Source organism: Streptomyces sp. LHD-70, from assembly GCF_031157275.1.
In the GTDB taxonomy this organism is placed as follows: Bacteria; Actinomycetota; Actinomycetes; order Streptomycetales; family Streptomycetaceae; genus Streptomyces.
Genome location: NZ_JAVIFW010000005.1, coordinates 274,723 through 294,680, shown reverse-complemented (window position 1 = coordinate 294,680; position 19,958 = coordinate 274,723). Strand labels below are relative to the sequence as shown.

The window sequence follows — 19,958 nt, the reverse complement described above, 5'->3', positions numbered from 1 at the left end:
TCGCGTGGGCCGAGCGCAGGCCTGGGCTCGGGCTACTGCGCGTCGGCTGATTCCTCGGTTCCGGCCTTGGGCTCCGCCTGGGGTTCCGCCTTGCCCACAGACTCCCCCGGGCCCTTCCCCGGGGCCGGTCTCTCGGGCCGGGTCTCACCGCGCAGGCGCTCGCGGACCCGGTCGGCCACGTCCGCGTACCGCGCCTCCGCGCCGTACCGCGTCGGTTGGTAGTAGCGCTTGCCGTGGATGGCGTCCGGGGCGTACTGCTGGGCCGCGATGCCGCCCGGGACGTCGTGCGGATATACGTACCCCTGCGCGTGGCCGAGTTTGGCCGCTCCCTTGTAGTGGCCGTCGCGCAGGTGCGGCGGGACGGGGCCGGCCAGCCCCTTGCGTACGTCTTCGAGGGCCGCGCCGATCGCGGTCGTCGCGGCGTTGGACTTCGGGGCGAGGGCCAGGGCGATCGTGGCGTGGCTCAGCGTCAGTGCGGCCTCAGGGAAGCCGATCATGGCTACGGCCTGGGCGGCGGCGACCGTTGTCGGCAACGCGGTGGGGTCGGCGAGGCCGATGTCCTCCGAGGCGGAGATCATCAGGCGGCGGGCGATGAACCGGGGGTCCTCGCCCGCCTCGATCATGCGGGCCAGGTAATGCAGCGCCGCGTCCACGTCCGAACCGCGGATGGACTTGATCAGGGCGCTCGCCACGTCGTAGTGCTGGTCGCCGTCCCGGTCGTACTTCACCGCCGCGCGGTCGACCGACTCCTCCAGGGTCTGCAGTGTGATCTCCCGCTCGCCCTTGGACAGCGCCGAGCCGGCCCCGGCCTCCAGGGCGGTCAGGGCGCGGCGGGCGTCGCCGCCGGCGATCCTCAGGAGGTGCGCCTCGGCGTCGGCCGGCAGCGTGACCGCGCCGCCGAGTCCGCGCTCCTCGGCTATGGCGCGGTGCAGCAGCGCGCGCAGGTCGTCGTCCGTGAGCGGTTCGAGCGTGAGGAGGAGCGAGCGGGAGAGGAGCGGGGAGATCACCGAGAAGTACGGGTTCTCCGTCGTCGCCGCGATGAGCGTGACCCAGCGGTTCTCCACCGCGGGCAGCAGGGAGTCCTGCTGGGCCTTGCTGAAGCGGTGGATCTCGTCGAGGAAGAGGACGGTCTCCTTGCCGAAGCCGCCGGTGGCGCGGCGGGCGCCGTCGATCACGGCGCGCACTTCCTTGACGCCCGCGGTGATCGCGGAGAGCTCTACGAAGCGCTTGTTCGTCGCCTTGGAGACGACGTACGCGAGCGTCGTCTTGCCGGTGCCGGGCGGGCCCCACAGGATCACCGACGAGGGTCCGGCCGGGCCTCCGCCGCCCTCGCCGACGAGTCTGCGCAGCGGTGAGCCGGGCTTCAACAGGTGCTGCTGCCCCACGACTTCGTCGAGCGTGCGCGGGCGCATGCGCACGGCCAGGGGGCTGCTCGCCGGGTCCTTCTCCTGGCGTTCTTCGGCTGCGGCGGTAAAGAGGTCTGGCTCCACGTGAACGACCCTATGTCACCCCACTGACAACGCTCCCCGCGCAGTCGTCGGCCGAAGGAAAGCCCAGGTCAGCTGGTCCAGAAGTCCCACCAGCGGGTCAGGATCAGCATGCCGATGATGCCGATGTGGAGCACCGGCAGGACCCAGGTGAACTCGTCGAAGAACGTCCGCAGCCCGCCCGGCGCCGGCAGCATTCCGTGCCGGACGTTGTGCCCGGTCACGTACCAGAACATGACGATGGTGGCGACCCACGCGAGGCAGCACCACAGGCACAGGGCGTTGATGTTGTACAGCGACTGGTACATCAGCCAGGTGCAGAAGCCGACGCCGAACAGCATCCCGGCGTTCAGCGTCAGCCAGTACCACCGCGGGAACCGCGCCCGGGCCAGCAGGCTCATGCCGACGCACACCACGATCCCGTAGGTCACGAGACCCAGCATCGGGTTGGGGAAGCCGAAGACCGACGCCTGCTCGCTCTCCATGATCGAGCCGCAGGACACCACCGGGTTGAGGCTGCAGCCGGGCGTGAAGTTCGGGTCTTCGAGGAGCTTGAACTTGTCGAGCGTGATGACCCAGGCCGCGAGCACACCGGCGGCCCCGGTGATCACCAGCAACAGCGCCAACGCACGGCTGCCGCCGACAGAACGGGGAGCGTCCGCCTGCTCCCGACCGTCCGGGCCGCCGTCCTTCGCAGACATCGTTTCGCTCATCACGCCGTTTCCGTCGCTAGTAGTGGGGGGCTATCAGGACCGGTGAGTCACAGGGCCCACAGACACGCTCATTGTGCCGCACGAGGCTGTGCGTCCACCGTTCGATGGGCATAAGGAAGGGCGGTCTCCGCCTCGTCCGTGGCCGTCGAAGCCCTACGGATAGGGCAGCAGGCCGTAGGTGGGGTCGTCCTCGCGCCGGATCTGCGCCGCTCCTCGGGCGAACGCGGAGCAGAACTCCACGTCCTCCTCGAAGTGCACCGCCGGCAGCGCCTCCGCTCCGGGGTACGGCTCGGCAGGACCGAAGGTGTATCGATGCCGCGTCACCTCGCCCGCCCGCCTCGCAGGCTGCGCGGCGGCGAACCTCGGGGATCCGGGTGCCTCGCTGGGCGTTCCCTCAACGGTCCACTGCTCCCGAAGTTCCACGACCCCCGGTTCCGGGCAGCGCCACCTGAAGCGCGTGACGCACAGATCTCCGACGTTGAACCACGAGCTCCACCCCCACCCGTCACCGAGGAAGCCCAGCTCAGAGGCTTCCATGACGCCGTACGAGAGCGGGAGGCTGCTCCAGTGGCCCACCAGGCGGTCGTCCGATTCAACCGAGTCCATCCGTAGATCATCAGGCAGCGGAGCGCACCCCGGCAACGGCGAGGGCCCCGGGTGCCGTTCCGCACCCGGGGCCCTCAACTCCGCACGCTCTAGCCGAGCTTGGCCTTCAGCACCTCGACGATCGCATCGGACGCGACCGCCTCCTGCTCGCCCGATTCCATGTCCTTGAGCTGGACGACGCCCTCGGCGAGGTCGCGCTCGCCGGCCACGATGGCGTACCGCGCGCCGCTGCGGTTGGCGTTCTTCATCGCGCCCTTGAGGCCCTTGCCGCCGTAACTGAAGTCGGCCGCGACGCCCGCCTTGCGCAGCTCGGTGACGACGCCGAACAGGACGCGGCGCGCCTCCTCGCCGAGCGGCACCGCGAACACGCTGGTGGCGGGGGGGAGTTCGAGCTCCACGCCCTCCGCCTCAAGCGCGAGCACCGTACGGTCCACGCCCAGGGCCCAGCCGACGGACGGCAGCGAGGGGCCGCCGATCATCTCGGACAGGCCGTCGTAGCGACCGCCGCCGCCCACCGCGGACTGCGAGCCGAGGCCGTCGTGGACGAACTCGAAGGTCGTACGCGTGTAGTAGTCCAGGCCGCGCACCAGCTTCTCGTCGTCCTCGAAGGCGACGCCCGCCGCGGTGATCAGGGCGCGCACCTCCTCGTGGTACGTCTTGCACGCGTCGCACAGGTAGTCACGCAGGACCGGCGCGCCCACCAGCTGCTTCTGCACGTCTGCCCGCTTGTCGTCGAGGACGCGCAGCGGGTTGATGTCGGCGCGGCGCAGCGTCTCCTCGTCGAGGTCGAGGCCGCGCAGGAAGTCCTGCAGGGCCGCGCGGTAGACGGGACGGCACTCCTTGTCGCCCAGGGAGTTGAGCAGGATGCGGAAGTTCCGCAGGCCGAGCGCGCGGTACGCCTGGTCGGCCAGGATGATCAACTCGGCGTCCAGGGCCGGGTCCTCGGACCCGATCGCCTCGGCGCCGACCTGGGAGAAGTGGCGGTAACGGCCCTTCTGCGGGCGCTCGTAGCGGTAGTACGAGCCCGAGTACCAGAGCTTGACCGGGAGGTTGCCCGCCTTGTGCAGGTTGGCCTCCAGGGCCGCGCGGAGCACGGAAGCGGTGCCCTCGGGGCGCAGCGCGAGCTTGTCGCCGCCCTTGGTCTCGAAGGCGTACATCTCCTTGGTGACGATGTCGGTGGACTCGCCGACGCCGCGCGCGAACAGCTCGACGTTCTCGAAACCGGGCGTCTCGATGTAGCCGTAGCCGGAGTTCTTCAGCGGCGCGGCGATGGCCTCGCGCACGGCGAGGTACCTGGCGCTGTCCGGTGGGATCAGGTCGTACGTGCCCTTGGGGGCCTGAAAAGTGCTCACGGGAAAACTCTCGTCACATTCCTCGTCGCGGAGCCTGCTGTGCGGCTCCCTGGCCTGCGGCCACCTGGCGCAGATACGGGTTGGTGGCGCGCTCCTGGCCGATGGTCGTCTGGGGACCGTGCCCGGACAGGACCACGGTCGAGTCGTCGAGCGGCAGGCACACGCGGCCCAGCGACTCGAGCATGTCGTCCATGTCACCGCCGGGCAGGTCGGTGCGTCCGATGGAGCCGGCGAAGAGCAGATCGCCCGAGAAGAAGACGGACGGGATGTCCGCGGCCTCGGGCATCCGGAAGGTCACCGACCCCTTCGTATGCCCCGGTGCGTGCGCGACGGAGAAGTCGAGCCCGGCCAGCTGCAGGCGGGCGCCGTCACTCAACTCCCGCACGTCGTCCGGCTCCCCCACGGTCAGCTCGCCCATCAGCGGCATGCCGATGGAGCGGCCGAGCGCCTTCTCGGGGTCGCTCATCATGTACCGGTCATCGGGGTGGATCCAGGCGGGAACGTCATGCGCTCCGCAGACCGGGACGACCGAGGCGACATGGTCGATATGGCCGTGGGTGAGGACGACCGCGACGGGCTTGAGCCGATGCTTTTTGAGTGCTTCCTCGACGCCTTCGGCGGCCTGGTGGCCGGGGTCGATGATCACGCACTCCTCGCCTGCGGCCGGGGCGACCAGATAGCAGTTGGTCCCCCAGGCCCCGGCGGGGAACCCGGCAATCAGCACGTTCGTCCTTAAGGGTGGTCCGACGGGAAGGTGCGGCGGTTCACCGGCCGAGGGCGGCGGCGACACCAGATCGCAATACACGCAGCCTACCGGCGCGGCTCGGCGCACAGCTAACCCATATACGGTACGGGGCAAGCTCAGGCGGTTCGGACCGTTCACGATGCGTACAAGGAGAAGACCCGGTGGTCAGCAACGATCAGCGGCGGCGTCAGCTCGCCCGGGAGAAGTTCGCTCGCCAGCAGGAGCGGCGGGAGACGGCGCGGCGCAAGGCGCAGCGCCGTAACGCGATCATCGCCGCCTCGCTCGTGGTGGTGCTCGCGGCGAGCGGCGGTGCTGTGGCCGCGGGCGCCTTCACGGGCGACGACGGCAAGGAGAAGACGGACGCGGAGGCCGCGCCGTCCGCCAGCCCGAAGGTCGAGGACCCGTGCGCGAAGCCGGCGCCGGGCAAGGTCGAGGAGCTGAGCTACAAGAAGGAGCCGAAGCTCAGCATCGACAAGTCCGCCGACTACACGATGAGTCTGGCCACGACCTGCGGTGACATCGACATCGACCTGAAGGCCTCGGCCGCGCCGCACACGGTGAACTCGTTCGACTTCCTGGTGAACAAGGGCTACTTGAACCACACGAAGTGCCACCGCCTCACCAACCAGGGCATCTACGTCCTGCAGTGCGGCGACCCGAAGGGGGACGGAACGGGCGGCCCCGGCTACACGATTCCGGACGAGAACCTGAAGGACAAGAGCCTCAAGGGCAACGTGTACCCGGCGGGCACGGTCGCGATGGCGAACCAGTACAACCCGCAGGACGGCAAGGGCCGTGACACCGGCGGCAGCCAGTTCTTCCTCGTCTACCAGGACAGCCAGCTGCCGCCCGACTACACGCCCTTCGGCACGGTCTCGAAGTCCGGCATGAAGGTCCTGAAGAAGATCGCCGACGCGGGCGCCACGGCACCCGACCCGACCACGGGCAACACCGCCCCGAACGCCACGGTGGTGATCGACAAGGCGACCGTCAGGAAGTCTTGACCAGCGGGCAAGTTCGGTACTGCTGGATGCGGACAGCCGCCCTGCTCGTCGCCTATGTTGGCGTTGTGCAGGGCGCCGTGTGCGGCTGCTCTGAAGAAACTGTGGACGATGCCCCGGGCAACCCCCGCGCAGGCATCATGTGGAGGAGGCGCTGTGAGCAGCGACCCGTGGGGCCGCGTCGACGAGGCGGGGACCGTGTACGTGCGTACGGCCGACGGAGGCGAGCGAGTCGTCGGCTCGTGGCAGGCAGGCTCTCCCGACGAGGCCCTTGCCTACTTCAAGCGCAAGTACGACGGCCTGGTCGTGGAGATCGGCCTTCTCGAGCGCCGGGTACAGACCACGGACCTGTCGGCCAAGGACGCGACGACCGCCATCGAGCACCTGCGCGAGCAGATCACCGACGCGCACGCGGTGGGTGACCTGGACTCCCTGGCCAAGCGGCTCGACAAGCTGGTGGAGAGCGTCGACGCCCGCCGCGAGGAGCGCAAGGTCCAGAAGGCGAAGCAGGCGGACGAGGCCAAGCACGCCAAGGAGGCCTTGGTCGCCGAGGCCGAGGAGCTGGCCCAGAGCGAGCAGTGGCGGGCGGCCGGCGAGCGGCTGCGCGCGCTTGTGGACACCTGGAAGGGTCTGCCGCGGCTCGACCGCAAGTCGGACGACGAGCTGTGGCACCGCTTCTCGCACGCGCGCTCCGCCTTCTCCAAGCGCCGCAAGGCCCACTTCGCGGCGCTCGACGCGCAGCGCGAGGAGGCCCGCAAGGCCAAGGAGCGGCTGGTCTCCGAGGCCGAGGCACTGTCCAACTCCAAGGACTGGGGCCCGACGGCCGCGCGGTACCGCGAGCTGATGGCCGAGTGGAAGGCCGTCGGCCGTGCCCAGCGCGAGCACGAGGACGACCTGTGGAACCGCTTCCGCGGCGCGCAGGACGTGTTCTTCACGGCCCGCAGTGAGATCTTCGCCGAGCGGGACGCGGAGCAGGCCGAGAACCTCAAGCTCAAGGAGGCCCTCGCCGACGAGGCCGAGCAGCTCCTCCCGATCACCGATCTGAAGGCGGCCCGCGCCGCGTTCCGCGCGATCAACGAGCGCTGGGAGGCCATCGGCCACGTCCCGCGTGACGCCCGCCCGAAGGTCGAGGGCCGGATGCACGCCGTGGAGCGGGCGATGCAGGACTCCGAGGAAGTGGAGTGGCGGCGTACGAACCCGGAGGCACGCGCGCGTGCCGAGGGGCTCACGGGCCAGCTGCAGGCCGCGGTCGACAAGCTCAACGGCCAGATCGAGACGGCCCGCGCGCAGGGCAACAACTCCCGCGCCGACAAGCTCCAGAGGGAGCTCGACGGCCGCCAGGCCCTGCTCGACCAGGCGCTGAAGGGCCTTCAGGAGTTCGGCGGCTGACGCCTTTCTCGTACCTGGAAGGGGCTCTCGTACTTCGCGTACGGGAGCCCCTTCTGCGTATGGCTGCGTGCCTGCCGTACGACTCCGTGGTTACGGTCTGCGGGCCGACGTCACGCGGTACACGTCGTAGACGCCCTCCACTCCCCTGACCGCCTTGAGCACATGGCCCAGGTGCTTGGGGTCGCCCATCTCGAAGGTGAAGCGGGACGTGGCGACGCGGTCGCGGGAGGTCTGGACGGCGGCCGACAGGATGTTCACGTGCTGGTCGGACAGGACGCGCGTGACGTCCGAGAGGAGCCGGGAGCGGTCCAGGGCCTCGACCTGGATGGCGACGAGGAACACCGAGGACTGGGTCGGCGCCCACTCGACCTCGAGGATCCGCTCGGGCTGCTGCGACAGCGAGTCGACGTTGACGCAGTCCGCGCGGTGCACGGAGACGCCGCTGCCGCGGGTCACGAAGCCGATGATGGGGTCGCCCGGCACCGGGGTGCAGCAGCGGGCGAGCTTGACCCACACATCCTCGACGCCCTTGACCATGACGCCCGGGTCGGCGTTCGCGCGGCGCTTGCTGCGGCCGCGCACCGGGGTGGCCGTCTCGGCGATGTCCTCGCCGGCCGCCTCCTCGCCGCCCATGGCCTGGACCAGCTTCTGCACCACGTTCTGCGCGGAGACATGGCTCTCTCCGATCGCCGCGTACAGCGAGGAGATGTCCGGGTAGCGCATTTCGTGCGCCATCGTGACGAGGGAGTCGCCCGTGAGGATGCGCTGAATCGGCAGGTTCTGCTTGCGCATGGCGCGGACGATGGCGTCCTTGCCCTGTTCTATGGCCTCGTCTCGCCGCTCCTTGGAGAACCAGGCGCGGATCTTGTTGCGCGCCCGCGGGGACTTGACGAAGCCCAGCCAGTCACGGGACGGGCCGGCGCCGGGCGCCTTGGAGGTGAAGACCTCCACCAAGTCGCCGTTGTCCAGGGTGGATTCAAGTGGTACGAGGCGGCCGTTGACCCGGGCTCCTATGGTGCGGTGGCCCACCTCGGTGTGCACCGCGTACGCGAAGTCCACGGGGGTCGCGCCGGCCGGGAGCGCTATGACGTCGCCCTTCGGCGTGAAGACGAAGACCTCGTTGCGCGAGAGGTCGAAGCGCAGGGACTCCAGGAACTCTCCGGGGTCCTCGGTCTCCTTCTGCCAGTCGAGGAGTTGGCGCAGCCACGCCATGTCGTTGAGGTGGTCGTCCTTGGCGCCGCCCTTGGGGGCGTCCGAGCGGACCTTGGAGGCTCCGGCCACGGCCTCCTGCTTGTACTTCCAGTGCGCCGCGATGCCGTACTCGGCGCGGCGGTGCATGTCGAACGTGCGGATCTGCAGCTCGACGGGCTTGCCGTTGGGGCCGATCACCGTGGTGTGCAGCGACTGGTACATATTGAACTTGGGCATCGCGATGTAGTCCTTGAACCGGCCGGGGACCGGGTTCCATCGCGCGTGCACCGTGCCCAGTGCGGCGTAGCAGTCCCGCACCGTGTCGACCAGGACACGGATGCCCACCAGGTCGTAGATCTCCGCGAAGTCACGGCCGCGGACGATCATCTTCTGGTAGACGCTGTAGTAGTGCTTCGGCCGGCCGGTGACGGTGGCCTTGATGCGGGCGGCGCGCAGGTCGGCCTGGACCTCGTCGGTCACTATGGCCAGGTACTCGTCGCGCTTGGGGGCGCGCTCGGCGACGAGCCGGACGATTTCGTCGTACATCTTGGGGTAGAGGATCGCGAAGGCGAGGTCCTCCAGCTCCCACTTGATGGTGTTCATGCCCAGTCGGTGCGCCAACGGGGCGTAGATCTCCAGGGTTTCGCGGGCCTTCTTCTCCTGCTTCTCGCGCTTGAGATACCGCATCGTGCGCATGTTGTGCAGGCGGTCGGCGAGCTTGATGACCAGGACGCGCGGGTCCTTGGCCATGGCGACGACCATCTTGCGGACGGTCTCGGCCTGCGCGGCCTCGCCGAACTTGACCTTGTCCAGCTTCGTGACGCCGTCGACGAGCAGCGCGACCTGGTCGCCGAAGTCCCGGCGGAGGGTGTCCAGGCCGTATTCGGTGTCCTCGACCGTGTCGTGCAGCAGGCCCGCCATGAGCGTGGCCGGGTCCATGCCGAGCTCGGCGAGGATCGTCGTCACCGCGAGGGGGTGCGTGATGTACGGATCGCCGCTCTTGCGCTTCTGGCCGCGGTGCCAGCGCTCGGCGACCTGGTAGGCCCGCTCGATCTGGCGGAGCGTCGACGTCTCGATCTTCGGGTCGTTGCTCCGCACTATCCGCAGCAGCGGCTCGAGCACCGGGTTGTACGGATTCGAGCGCTGCACGCCGAGGCGGGCGAGGCGGGCTCGTACGCGGTTGGAGGAGGCGGAGCGCGACTGGTTCGCCGCGGCCGGGCGCATCGCCGGGGTCTGGCTCGCGGGGCCCTTGGCGGGCGGCGCGGGACTCGGCGCCGGGCGGGGCTTTTCGGCCACCGGGTCGGTCGCCGGCTTGGGTGCCTGCTTCTTCTCGCTCGCGGCGGGCGTGGCAGCGGACGCCGCGGCCGATTCGGCCGGCTGGTCGGGCTCGGGCTGCGCGGCGGCGAGTGGCTGACGGGCCTCGTCTGGCAAGAGTGCTCCTCATGCAGGGTCCGGCCCCCCGATCAGGTCCGGACTGCCATGGTATCGATCCTTGCGCTTCGGCTCGTCCCCACTGTGGATAACCCTCCCGCAGGGCTGTGGACGACCGGGCCCCGCGGGCACGCGAAGGGCGGGCGCCCGGACTGTGCCGGGTGCCCGCCCTTGGCTCGATCGTGCCGGTCGGAGGGCGACCGGAGGCTGATCAGGGGTGGATCAGACGGGTGCGTCTGGTCTCGGGGCGATCAGACGGTGAGCAGTGCCTCCAGCGGGGCTCCCTGGAGCGCGGGCTCAAGGCGTGCCCTGCCACCGAGGAAGCCGAGCTCCATCAGGACGGCGAGGCCCGACACCTCGGCTCCCGCACGGCGGATGAGCTGCAGCGAGGCCTCGGCGGTGCCGCCGGTCGCGAGGACGTCGTCGATGACCAGGACGCGGTCGCCCGCGGCCAGGTCCTCGGCGTGCACCTCGATCTCGGCCTGGCCGTACTCCAGCTCGTAACGCTGCGCGAGCGTCGCTCCGGGGAGCTTGCCCGCCTTGCGTACGGGGATGAAGCCCACGCCCGCACGGACCGCGACCGGGGCCGCGAGGATGAACCCGCGCGCCTCCAGACCGACGATCTTCGTCGCGCCCTGCGCTACGCAGAGGTCGGCGAGGGCTCCCGTGAGCGCCGAGAACGCCGTCGGGTCCGCGAGCAGCGGGGTGATGTCCTTGAACATCACCCCGGCCTTCGGGTAGTCCGGGACGTCCCGGATCCGGCTGAGCAGCAATTCCTTGACGTCGGTCATCGGCGCTTCCCCGAGGGTCGTCCGCGCCCGCGGTTGCGGGCCTGCGGCTGGGTGCGGCGCTGGCCGACGACGCCCGACGCGGCTCCGGCCGGGGCCGCGTCCTCCGGGCCCAGGTCGGCCGGCTCCTCGTCCTGGCCCGTGGTCTCCGACTCGCTCTTCGCGGCGGCCTGCGCGCGCTTGGCGAGCACCCGCTTCTTGAGTGCCTTCATCTGCGGCTCGCGCTCCTTGAGGTCGGCGACGAGCGGCGTGGCGATGAAGATCGAGGAGTACGCACCGGCGGCGAGGCCGACGAACAGCGAGAGCGAGATGTCGTTGAGCATGCCGGCGCCGAGGACACCGCCACCGATGAACAACAGGCCCGCCACCGGCAGGAGCGCGACCACCGTGGTGTTGATGGAGCGCACCAGGGTGCTGTTGATGGAGAGGTTGGCGACCTCGCTGTAGGTCTGCTTCGTCTGCTTCGTGATCCCCTTCGACTGCTCCTTCAGGGAGTCGAAGACGACGACCGTGTCGTACAGCGAGTAGCCGAGGATGGTCAGCAGACCGATCACCGTGCCCGGGGTGACTTCGAAGCCCACCAGGGCGTAGATACCGACGGTGATGGTGATGTCGTGGATCAGGGCGATCAGGGCGGCGACGGCCATGCGCCACTCGAAGGCGATCGCCAGATAGATCACGCAAAGGATCATGAAGATGCCGAGGCCCATCCAGGCCTTGTTGGCGATCTGCGCGCCCCAACTGGGGCCGACCAGCTCGGCGTTGATGTCGTTCGCCGGAACCTTGAGGTCCGTGGCGAGTTCTGCCTTGATCTGGTCGGACTTGGCGGTGTCGACGCCGCTGACCTGGATGCGGACGCCGCCGTTGCCCAGCTTCTGGACGATGGCCTGGTGTCCGGAGGCCTCTTCGGCCGCTTCCTGTGTCTGCGAGACGGAGGCCTCGGTCTTGGGCGTCGTGAAGACGGCGCCGCCCTTGAACTCGATGCCCAGGTTCAGACCCTGCACCGCCAGGGCCACGACGGCCGTGATGGTGATGAGGATCGAGACGCCGTACCAGACCTTCCGCTTGCCGATGAAGTCGTACCCGACTTCGCCGCGGTAGAGCCGGGCGCCGAGGTTGCCGAGCTTCGACATCTCACGCCTCCTTCGGGTCGACGGAGCCGGGCACGCGACGGGTGCGCGAGCGGCGCAGCGGGGGTTTGGCGCCGAGGCGCTTCGGGTCGAGTCCGGACCACGGGTGGCCGTTCGCGAAGAACTTGCGGCGGGCCATGAGCGTCATCAGCGGCTTCGTGAAGAGGAAGACCACGACGACGTCGAGCAGCGTGGTCAGGCCGAGCGTGAACGCGAAGCCCTGCACCTTGCCGACGGTCACGACGAACAGCACCGCGGCGGCCAGGAACGACACGAAGTCGGAGACCAGGATGGTGCGCCGCGCGCGCGGCCAGGCTCGCTCGACGGCGGGGCGCAGCGTGCGGCCCTCACGGACCTCGTCACGGACCCGCTCGAAGTACACGATGAACGAGTCGGCGGTGATGCCGATCGCCACGATCGCGCCGCAGACCGCCGGCAGGTTCAGCGCGAACCCGATGGCAGGCCCGAGCAGCGACATCAGCGTGTACGTGAGGATGCCCGAGGCCAGCAGGCTGAGCAGGGCGATCAGGGACAGGCCGCGGTAGTAGACCACGAGGTAGACGACGACCAGGGCGAGGCCGATGGCGCCGGCGATCAGACCGGCCTTCAGCTGCTCACCGCCGAGGGCCGCGGTCACCGAGGTGACGCTCTGCTCCTGGAAGGTCAGCGGGAGCGCACCGTACGACAGGATGTTCGCCAGCTCCTGCGCGGACTCCTGGTTGAAGCTGCCGGAGATCTCGGCGCTCTTGCTCAGGGTCTCGCTGACGCTGGGGGCGGAGACGACCTCGCCGTCGAGCACGATGCCGAACTGGTTCTGCGGCGACTGCTGCGTCTTCAGCTGGGTCGTGATCTTCGAGAACTTGTCCGCGCCCTTGCTGTTGAACTTCATCGTGACGATCCACTGGCCGCGGTCGTTGATGACCGCCTGGGCGTCGTCGACGTCCTTGCCGGCGACTTCGGCCGGACCGAGGATGTACTTCTCCCACTGGCCGACGGCGTTCCTGCCGCAACCGACCATGGGCTCACTGGACTTGACGCCCTGCGCGGTCTGGACCCGCTGGTCCTTCTTGGTGCAGTCGAGCGCGGTGAACTGCTCCTGCAGCTTCTTCGTGGCCGCGTCCGGCTTGGGCGTCTCGGTGGCGGAGGGCTTCTCGTCGTCCTTGCCCTGGTCGCCCTTGCCGCTCGCCGAGGGAGAGGGGGTGGGGTCGGCCTTCAGGGCGTCGGTGACGGCACGGCCCTGCGTGGTGGGGCTCGCGGTGGGCGTCGACTTCTCGTCGCCGTTGCCCGCCTTCGGCTTGTCCTTGGCGGACTCCGAGGCGTCGGGGGACGGGCTGGACGAGGGGTCCGGCGTGGGCTGTCCCGCACTCATCGTGAGGACCGGGCGGAAGTAGAGCTGAGCGGTCGTGCCGACCTGCTCGCGGGCCTGCTTCTCGTTGGTCCCCTTGGGGATGTTGACGATGATGTTGCGATCGCCCTGGGTCTGGACCTCCGCCTCGGAGACACCCAGGCCGTTGACACGGCGCTCGATGATGCCGACCGCGGTGTCCATGTTGGTCTTGTTGATCGCGTTCGGCTTGCCGGGCTCGTTCTTGGCCTCGAGCGTGATGCTCGTACCGCCCGCGAGGTCGATGCCCAGGCGCGGAGTGGTGTGACCGGAGAAGAACATCCCTCCGGTCAGCGCCACCATGGCGATCAGGATGAACGCCAGGGCCCTGCCCGGCTTGCCCTGGCCGCTCGGCCTCCGGCCCTTCTTCGGTGCTGCCACCTTGTCGTTTCTCCCTGTCCAACCGCCCGGAACCCGAACACGCGCCGTGGGCGGCCATGAAGTGGTGGGGGGTGAAACCGGACGAAGCCAGCACGCCCGAAGGACCGCGGGGCGCTCGGGGCGCTCCGCGGTCCTCGGTCGTGGCTACTTCGCGTCGGCCTCGCCGTCGGTCTTCTTCGGCGCGTCCTCGGCCTTCTTCGGCGCGTCCTCGTCCGCGTCGGCCTCGACGGCCTTCTCGGCGTCGGCGTCCTTCTCGGCACCGGCGCCCTTCTCGGCGTCGGCGTCCTTCTTGCCGAGATCCACGGGGGCGTCGTCGGAGGCGGCGGGCTCGCCGTCCTGGGTCAGGGAGGAGGCGTCGTCCGGCACGACGGGGGTGTCCGACTTCAGGTCCTGCTCGGCGCCGTGGACGATGCGGTTGTACTCCTCGTCGTCGAGGACCGCGCCGATCGCGTTCTTGGCGTAGATCGCGTGGACTCCGGGCGCCACCTCGAGGGTGGCCGTGTCGTCGGTGACCTCCTTGACGACGGCGTACATGCCACCGATCGTGCGGACGCCGGTGCCGGGCTGCATCTCAGTGCGCATCTTCGCCGCCGCCTGCTGCTTCTTCTTGGCGGAGCGCGTCATCAGGAACATGGCCCCGATGAGCACGATGAACGGGAGGAAGGTCACGATATCCACGGGACGTAATTTTCCTTCGCGCGACCGCGCGTAGAGCGGCCTGTGTATTGGGGGTGGGCACGCCGCCCGGGAGGGCGGCATCGGCGGAGTCTAAGCGAGCCCGCGCCTAAGGAACAACGCTCAGCATGGCACTGGGGTTCCTGGCCCCGCGACCATCCGCGCCGTCAGGTGCGGAACAGGTCCCCTTGCCCCGTTCCTCCCGTTCCTCCGCCCTGTGGGGGCGTGAGCCCGAGGTGCGCCCAGGCCGCGGGGGTGGCGACGCGCCCCCTGGGCGTACGGGCGAGGAGTCCCTCTCTTACGAGGAAGGGCTCGGCGACCTCTTCCACGGTCTCACGCTCCTCCCCCACCGCGACAGAGAGGGTGGACAGGCCGACGGGGCCGCCGCCGAAGAGCTTGAGCAGGGCTTCGAGGACCGCGCGGTCCAAGCGGTCGAGTCCGCGGCCGTCCACTTCGTACACCTTCAGGGCGGCGGCCGCGATCTCTCGGGTGACGATGCCGTCCGCCTTGACCTGGGCGTAGTCCCGCACGCGGCGCAGCAGGCGGTTGGCGATACGGGGCGTGCCACGGCAGCGGCCCGCGATCTCGCCGGCGCCGTCGGCCTCGATCGTCACGTCGAGCAGCTCGGCGGAGCGGCTGATGACGCGCTCCAGCTCGGCGGGGCCGTAGAACTCCATGTGCGCCGTGAAGCCGAAACGGTCGCGCAGGGGTGGTGGCAGGAGCCCGGCGCGCGTGGTGGCACCGACGAGGGTGAAGGGCGGCAGTTCGAGGGGGATGGCGGTGGCGCCGGGGCCCTTGCCGACGATGACGTCCACCCGGAAGTCCTCCATCGCCATGTAGAGCATCTCTTCGGCGGGGCGGGACATGCGGTGGATCTCGTCGAGGAAGAGGACCTCGCCCTCCTGCAGCGAGGAGAGGATCGCGGCCAGGTCGCCCGCGTGCTGGATCGCCGGGCCGCTGGTGATGCGGATCGGGGCTTCCATCTCGGACGCGATGATCATGGAGAGCGTGGTCTTGCCGAGGCCGGGGGCGCCCGAGAGCAGGACGTGATCGGCCGTTGCGCCACGTTGCCGGGCGGCCTTGAGGACGAGGTCGAGCTGCTCGCGCACCCGCTCCTGGCCGACGAACTCGGCCAGGGACTTGGGCCGCAGGGCCGCCTCGACGGCCTGGTCCTCGCCGTCCGCGGCGGCCCCGACGAGGCGGCCGTCGGCGGCGGTGTCGGTCGGTGTGGAGTCCCAGTTCACGGTGGAGGCCTCGGGGGTTGTGGGTGCGTTCGTATGGGGTGTGCGGGTACGCGGCCGGGGTCGCCGGTGATGACGGGCTCAGGTGGACCCCGGCCCGGTCAGCGGGCCCGGTTGAGGGTCTGGAGGGCGGCCTTCAGGAGCTGGCCCACCTGCGGGGTGCCCTCGGCGGCCTCGGCCTGCGGGGCGACGGCGGCGACCGCCTCGTCGGCCTCGCGGGTGGCGTACCCGAGGCCGATCAGGGCCGCGTGCAGCTGGTCGCGCCAGCCGGCGGTGACGGCCGTGCCGATCGCGGGGCCTGCGGTGCCGAGGGGTTCGCCGAGGCGGTCCTTCAGGTCGAGGAGGAGCTTCTGGGCGCCCTTCTTGCCGATGCCGGGGACAGCGGTGAGCGCCTTCTCGTCACCGGTGGAGACCGCCATCCGCAGCCCGTCCGGGCTGTGCACGGCGAGCATGGCCTGGGCCAGGCGCGGGCCGACACCGCTCGCGGTCTGCAGCAGCTCGAAGGTCTGGCGCTCGTCGTCCTCGGCGAAGCCGTACAGCGTGAGGGAGTCCTCGCGCACCACCAACGACGTGGCCAGCTTGGCCTGTTGGCCCACGCGCAGGCCGGAGAGCGTGGTGGGCGTGCACTGCACGGCCATGCCGATTCCGCCGACCTCGACCACCGCTGAGTCGGGGGCGAGAGCGGCCACGGGTCCGCTGACGAAGGCGATCATGGCGTACGGCCTTTCGATGCTTGCAGGGCTGCCTGTTGCTGAACGGCCTGCTGGAGTCGGTTCTGCGCGGGGGCGCGCCAGATGTGGCAGATGGCGAGGGCCAGGGCGTCCGCCGCGTCGGCGGGCTTGGGCGGCGCGGCGAGCCGAAGCAGTCTGGTGACCATGGCGCCGACCTGGGCCTTGTCCGCGCGGCCGCTGCCGGTGACGGCGGCCTTGACCTCGCTGGGCGTGTGCAGGGCGACGGGGATGCCGCGGCGCGAGGCGCAGAGCATGGCGACGGCGCTGGCCTGAGCGGTGCCCATGACCGTACGGACGTTGTGCTGGCTGAACACCCGCTCCACGGCGACGCATTCGGGCCGGTGCTCGTCGAGCCACTGCTCGATGCCCTGCTCGATGGCGACGAGGCGGTGTCCCAACTCGGCGTCGGCGGGCGTGCGGACGACTCCGACGCCGCGCATCGTGAGGGGTCGGCCCGCGACGCCCTCGACCACTCCCACACCGCAGCGGGTCAGACCTGGGTCCACACCGAGCACACGCACGCGCCCCCTCCTTCGCTCATCTGTTTGTGCAGGCTATCGGCTGCCACTGACAACGGGTGCAAAGGGAAGGGCCGACGGGGCGTGTGTCCCGTCGGCCCTTGCCGTGAAGCGGAGTTCGCCGTGCAGCGCGTAGTGCGCGATCAGGCGTCGACCTTCTCCATGATCTCGTCGGAGACGTCGAAGTTGGCGAAGACGTTCTGGACGTCGTCGCTGTCCTCGAGGGCGTCGATGAGCTTGAACATCTTCCGCGCGCCCTCCTCGTCCAGCTCGATCTGCATGGTGGGCAGGAAGCTGGCCTCGGCCGAGTCGTAGTCGATGCCCGCGTCGACCAGGGCGCTGCGGACCGCGACCAGGTCGGTGGCCTCGCTGACGACCTCGAACTTCTCGCCGAGGTCGTTGACCTCTTCGGCGCCCGCTTCCAGGACGGCGCCGAGGACGTCGTCCTCGTCGAGCTCGCCCTTGTTGACGATCACGACGCCCTTGCGGTTGAAGAGGTACGCGACCGAGCCCGGGTCGCCCATCGAGCCGCCGTTGCGGGTCATCGCGACGCGGACGTCGGACGCCGCGCGGTTGCGGTTGTCGGTGAGGCACTCGATGTAGACGGCCACGCCGTTGGGTCCGTAGCCCTCGTACATGATCGTCTCGTAGTCGGCGCCGCCGGCTTCGAGACCGCCGCCGCGCTTGACCGCGGAGTCGATGTTCTTGTTCGGGACCGACTGCTTCTTGGCCTTCTGAATGGCGTCGAAGAGGGTCGGGTTGCCCTCGATGTCGACACCGCCCATGCGCGCAGCGACCTCGATGTTCTTGATCAGCTTCGCGAAGAGCTTGCCGCGCTTGGCATCGATCACGGCCTTCTTGTGCTTAGTCGTGGCCCATTTAGAGTGGCCGGACATCTGCCTGTCTCCTTCGCGTAACCAATCTCTGTACGAACGACAGAGATCCTACCGGGACCCTGCCGGGTGCTTCTCCCGCACCATCTCCACGAACAGCTCGTGGACGCGGTGGTCACCGGTGAGCTCCGGGTGGAAGGACGTGGCGAGTGCGCTGCCCTGGCGCACGGCGACGATGTGGCCGTCGTGCTCGGCGAGCACCTCGGCGGCGGCGCCGACCGATTCGACCCACGGGGCGCGGATGAAGACGCCCTCCACGCCGCCGACGCCGGCCACCTCGACGGTCGCCTCGAACGACTCGTTCTGCCGCCCGAAGGCGTTGCGGCGCACGATCATGTCGATGCCGCCGAAGGTCTCCTGGCCGGAGCGCGGGTCGAGGATCTTGTCGGCGAGCATGATCAGTCCGGCGCAGCTGCCGTAGACCGGCATGCCGTTCCTGATCCGCTCGCGCAGCGGCTCCGCGAGGCCGAAGAGGTCGGCCAGCTTGGAGATCGTGGTGGACTCGCCGCCGGGGATGACGAGCCCGTCGACCTCGGCGAGCTCTTCGGGGCGCCGCACCGGCCTGGCCACGGCGTCCGCCGCGGCCAGGGCGATGAGGTGCTCCCGTACGTCGCCCTGGAGTGCCAGGACGCCGATCACAGGGGTGTTCATGGGTGTTACCAACCGCGGGTGGCGTAGCGCTCGGACTCGGGCAGGGTGTCGCAGTTGATGCCGACCATGGCCTCGCCCAGGTTGCGGGACGCGTCGGCGATGATCTTCGGGTCGTCGTAGAAGGTGGTGGCCTTCACGATGGCGGCGGCGCGCTTGGCCGGGTCGCCGGACTTGAAGATTCCGGAGCCGACGAAGACGCCCTCTGCGCCGAGCTGGCGCATCAGGGCGGCGTCGGCCGGGGTGGCCACGCCACCGGCGGAGAACAGCACGACCGGCAGCTTGCCGAGCTCGGCGACCTCCTTGACCAGCTCGTACGGGGCGCGCAGCTCCTTGGCGGCGGCGTACAGCTCGTTGTTGTCGTAGCCGCGCAGGCGGGCGATCTCGTTCTTGATCTGGCGCATGTGGCGGACGGCCTCGACGACGTTGCCGGTGCCGGCCTCACCCTTCGAGCGGATCATGGCCGCGCCCTCGGCGATGCGGCGCAGGGCCTCGCCCAGGTTGGTGGCACCGCAGACGAAGGGGGTCGTGAAGGCGAACTTGTCGCTGTGGTTGACCTCGTCGGCCGGGGTCAGGACCTCGGACTCGTCGATGTAGTCCACGCCGAGCGACTGCAGGATCTGGGCCTCGACGAAGTGGCCGATGCGGGACTTGGCCATGACCGGGATGGAGACGGCCTCGATGATCTCTTCGATCATGTTCGGGTCGGACATCCGGGCGACGCCGCCGTCCTTGCGGATGTCGGCGGGGACCCGCTCCAGCGCCATGACGGCGACCGCGCCGGCGTCCTCGGCGATCTTCGCCTGCTCGGCGTTGACCACGTCCATGATCACGCCACCCTTGAGCTGCTCGGCCATGCCGCGCTTCACGCGCGCGGTGCCGGTCGCGGGGGTGTCGGTGGCCTGCTGGGTGCTGTTGGTGGGCGTGCTGGACACGGGTGACCTCACTGGAGGGAAGGGAAATCTTGCTGCTCCGCAGCCAACCGTCCACTTCAGGCCACTACAAGGGCCAATGGTGAGGCGGTGGCTCATTTTCCCCACGAGGCGACAGAGCCGGAGGCCAGGGGCCCGTCCCGCGTACCGCTTCGTGGGGTCCCTACGAGGTGGGCCGGTCCGCGAGGGCCGCCGGCGGTTCGTCGTCCATCTCGAAGGCCATCGGGAACGGCGCGTGTCCTGCAAGCCGGAACCACCTCACCTTGCGGTGCCTGCGCAGGGCACGGGCCGCGCGTACGGCGTCGTTGTGGAAGCGGCGGGCCATCGGCACCCTGCGGACGGCCTGGGCGAGTTCGCTCGCGGCGTCCTCGCCTCCGGGAGCCTCCCGTACGACGTCCATCTGGCCGCGCTCCGCGAAGATCGCCCGCAGGGCCTGGCTGAGTTCGCTCTCGGCGACCTCGCGGTGTTCCTCCTCCGCCTGCCGGGCCGCGTGCGCCGCTTCGTAGAGCACGATCGACGCCGCCGGGTCGAGTACGCCCGAGGTGGCGAGCTCCTGCGCGACCGATGCCCGGCGCAGCAGCTGTGCGTCGAGGGCGGCGCGGGCTGCGTCGATGCGCGCGTGCAGCCGGTCGAGACGGCCCGCCGTCCAGCTCAGGTAGAGGCCGATCGCGAAGAGGGCGACCGCGATCCAGATCAAAGTGGAGGTCACGGGCGGAAAGGCT

General features: G+C 69.8%; 19 protein-coding genes. 2 read left to right on the top strand and 17 right to left on the bottom strand.

The genetic code is table 11. The features are described from left to right. Positions 1–32 precede the first annotated feature (32 nt). The 5 genes from RCO28_RS12060 to RCO28_RS12040 all read right to left on the bottom strand — a co-directional run bounded on the left by RCO28_RS12060 (position 33) and on the right by RCO28_RS12040 (position 4,882). Complete coding sequence (locus tag RCO28_RS12060; RefSeq protein ID WP_308941039.1) at positions 33–1,490, bottom strand: replication-associated recombination protein A; 1,458 nt, start codon at positions 1,488–1,490, stop codon at positions 33–35. A gap of 68 nt (positions 1,491–1,558) precedes the next feature. Further along, positions 1,559–2,188: a vitamin K epoxide reductase family protein gene (locus tag RCO28_RS12055; protein WP_308941038.1), complete on the bottom strand. Its 630-nt coding sequence runs from the start codon at positions 2,186–2,188 to the stop codon at positions 1,559–1,561. 165 nt (positions 2,189–2,353) lie between these two features. Beyond that, complete coding sequence (locus RCO28_RS12050; protein WP_308941037.1) at positions 2,354–2,806, bottom strand: hypothetical protein; 453 nt, start codon at positions 2,804–2,806, stop codon at positions 2,354–2,356. A gap of 89 nt (positions 2,807–2,895) precedes the next feature. Next, complete coding sequence (gene hisS, locus RCO28_RS12045) at positions 2,896–4,158, bottom strand: histidine--tRNA ligase (RefSeq protein WP_308941036.1); 1,263 nt, start codon at positions 4,156–4,158, stop codon at positions 2,896–2,898. Between the two features lie 13 nt (positions 4,159–4,171). Continuing rightward, on the bottom strand, positions 4,172–4,882 hold the full coding sequence (locus RCO28_RS12040) for an MBL fold metallo-hydrolase (RefSeq protein ID WP_308941035.1): 711 nt from the start codon (positions 4,880–4,882) through the stop codon (positions 4,172–4,174). Positions 4,883–5,064: 182 nt separating this feature from the next. Here RCO28_RS12040 and RCO28_RS12035 point away from each other — a divergent pair, with 182 nt between their 5' ends. Then, positions 5,065–5,907 (top strand): peptidylprolyl isomerase, encoded by an 843-nt coding sequence (locus RCO28_RS12035; protein ID WP_308941034.1) that lies wholly within the window; start codon positions 5,065–5,067, stop codon positions 5,905–5,907. Between the two features lie 153 nt (positions 5,908–6,060). Beyond that, the gene (locus RCO28_RS12030; protein ID WP_308941033.1) at positions 6,061–7,293 is read left to right on the top strand and encodes a DUF349 domain-containing protein; all 1,233 of its coding nucleotides are present in this window, start codon (positions 6,061–6,063) and stop codon (positions 7,291–7,293) included. 90 nt (positions 7,294–7,383) lie between these two features. Here the strand turns inward: RCO28_RS12030 and RCO28_RS12025 are convergent, their stop codons facing one another. The 12 genes from RCO28_RS12025 to RCO28_RS11970 form a co-directional block, all read right to left on the bottom strand. After that, positions 7,384–9,915, bottom strand: coding sequence for a bifunctional (p)ppGpp synthetase/guanosine-3',5'-bis(diphosphate) 3'-pyrophosphohydrolase (locus tag RCO28_RS12025; protein WP_308941032.1), 2,532 nt, complete (start codon positions 9,913–9,915; stop codon positions 7,384–7,386). 251 nt (positions 9,916–10,166) lie between these two features. Further along, positions 10,167–10,706 carry an adenine phosphoribosyltransferase gene (locus RCO28_RS12020; protein WP_308941031.1) on the bottom strand — a complete coding sequence of 180 codons (540 nt, stop codon included), beginning with the start codon at positions 10,704–10,706 and terminating at the stop codon, positions 10,167–10,169. Next, positions 10,703–11,836 carry a protein translocase subunit SecF gene (gene secF, locus RCO28_RS12015; protein WP_308941030.1) on the bottom strand — a complete coding sequence of 378 codons (1,134 nt, stop codon included), beginning with the start codon at positions 11,834–11,836 and terminating at the stop codon, positions 10,703–10,705. The genes RCO28_RS12020 and secF overlap by 4 nt, the downstream gene beginning before the upstream one ends. Before the next feature lies 1 nt (position 11,837). Then, complete coding sequence (gene secD, locus RCO28_RS12010; RefSeq protein ID WP_308941029.1) at positions 11,838–13,598, bottom strand: protein translocase subunit SecD; 1,761 nt, start codon at positions 13,596–13,598, stop codon at positions 11,838–11,840. A gap of 144 nt (positions 13,599–13,742) precedes the next feature. Beyond that, on the bottom strand, positions 13,743–14,276 hold the full coding sequence (gene yajC / locus RCO28_RS12005; RefSeq protein WP_308941028.1) for a preprotein translocase subunit YajC: 534 nt from the start codon (positions 14,274–14,276) through the stop codon (positions 13,743–13,745). 164 nt (positions 14,277–14,440) lie between these two features. After that, positions 14,441–15,517 (bottom strand): Holliday junction branch migration DNA helicase RuvB, encoded by a 1,077-nt coding sequence (ruvB, locus tag RCO28_RS12000; protein WP_308941027.1) that lies wholly within the window; start codon positions 15,515–15,517, stop codon positions 14,441–14,443. 98 nt (positions 15,518–15,615) lie between these two features. Beyond that, positions 15,616–16,227: a Holliday junction branch migration protein RuvA gene (ruvA, locus tag RCO28_RS11995; RefSeq protein ID WP_308941026.1), complete on the bottom strand. Its 612-nt coding sequence runs from the start codon at positions 16,225–16,227 to the stop codon at positions 15,616–15,618. Further along, positions 16,224–16,766 carry a crossover junction endodeoxyribonuclease RuvC gene (gene ruvC, locus RCO28_RS11990; RefSeq protein ID WP_308941025.1) on the bottom strand — a complete coding sequence of 181 codons (543 nt, stop codon included), beginning with the start codon at positions 16,764–16,766 and terminating at the stop codon, positions 16,224–16,226. The genes ruvA and ruvC overlap by 4 nt, the downstream gene beginning before the upstream one ends. 140 nt (positions 16,767–16,906) lie before the next feature. Continuing rightward, positions 16,907–17,659 carry a YebC/PmpR family DNA-binding transcriptional regulator gene (locus RCO28_RS11985; protein ID WP_308941024.1) on the bottom strand — a complete coding sequence of 251 codons (753 nt, stop codon included), beginning with the start codon at positions 17,657–17,659 and terminating at the stop codon, positions 16,907–16,909. Between the two features lie 48 nt (positions 17,660–17,707). Continuing rightward, positions 17,708–18,307 carry a pyridoxal 5'-phosphate synthase glutaminase subunit PdxT gene (pdxT, locus tag RCO28_RS11980; protein ID WP_308941023.1) on the bottom strand — a complete coding sequence of 200 codons (600 nt, stop codon included), beginning with the start codon at positions 18,305–18,307 and terminating at the stop codon, positions 17,708–17,710. Positions 18,308–18,312: 5 nt separating this feature from the next. After that, positions 18,313–19,239 carry a pyridoxal 5'-phosphate synthase lyase subunit PdxS gene (pdxS, locus tag RCO28_RS11975; RefSeq protein WP_308941022.1) on the bottom strand — a complete coding sequence of 309 codons (927 nt, stop codon included), beginning with the start codon at positions 19,237–19,239 and terminating at the stop codon, positions 18,313–18,315. A 160-nt stretch (positions 19,240–19,399) separates the two neighbouring features. Then, positions 19,400–19,945, bottom strand: a complete 546-nt coding sequence (locus RCO28_RS11970; RefSeq protein ID WP_308941021.1) for a hypothetical protein — start codon at positions 19,943–19,945, stop codon at positions 19,400–19,402. Between the last annotated feature and the right edge of the window lie 13 nt (positions 19,946–19,958).

What these genes read in the sequence shown, in the direction of transcription:
- RCO28_RS12055 (WP_308941038.1), bottom strand. Translation starts at nt 2,188, where the DNA reads ATGTCTGCGAAGGACGGCGGCCCGGACGGTCGGGAGCAGGCGGACGCT.
- RCO28_RS12050 (WP_308941037.1), bottom strand. Translation starts at nt 2,806, where the DNA reads ATGGACTCGGTTGAATCGGACGACCGCCTGGTGGGCCACTGGAGCAGC.
- RCO28_RS12020 (WP_308941031.1), bottom strand. Translation starts at nt 10,706, where the DNA reads ATGACCGACGTCAAGGAATTGCTGCTCAGCCGGATCCGGGACGTCCCG.
- secF (WP_308941030.1), bottom strand. Translation starts at nt 11,836, where the DNA reads ATGTCGAAGCTCGGCAACCTCGGCGCCCGGCTCTACCGCGGCGAAGTC.
- ruvA (WP_308941026.1), bottom strand. Translation starts at nt 16,227, where the DNA reads ATGATCGCCTTCGTCAGCGGACCCGTGGCCGCTCTCGCCCCCGACTCA.
- RCO28_RS11985 (WP_308941024.1), bottom strand. Translation starts at nt 17,659, where the DNA reads ATGTCCGGCCACTCTAAATGGGCCACGACTAAGCACAAGAAGGCCGTG.
- pdxT (WP_308941023.1), bottom strand. Translation starts at nt 18,307, where the DNA reads ATGAACACCCCTGTGATCGGCGTCCTGGCACTCCAGGGCGACGTACGG.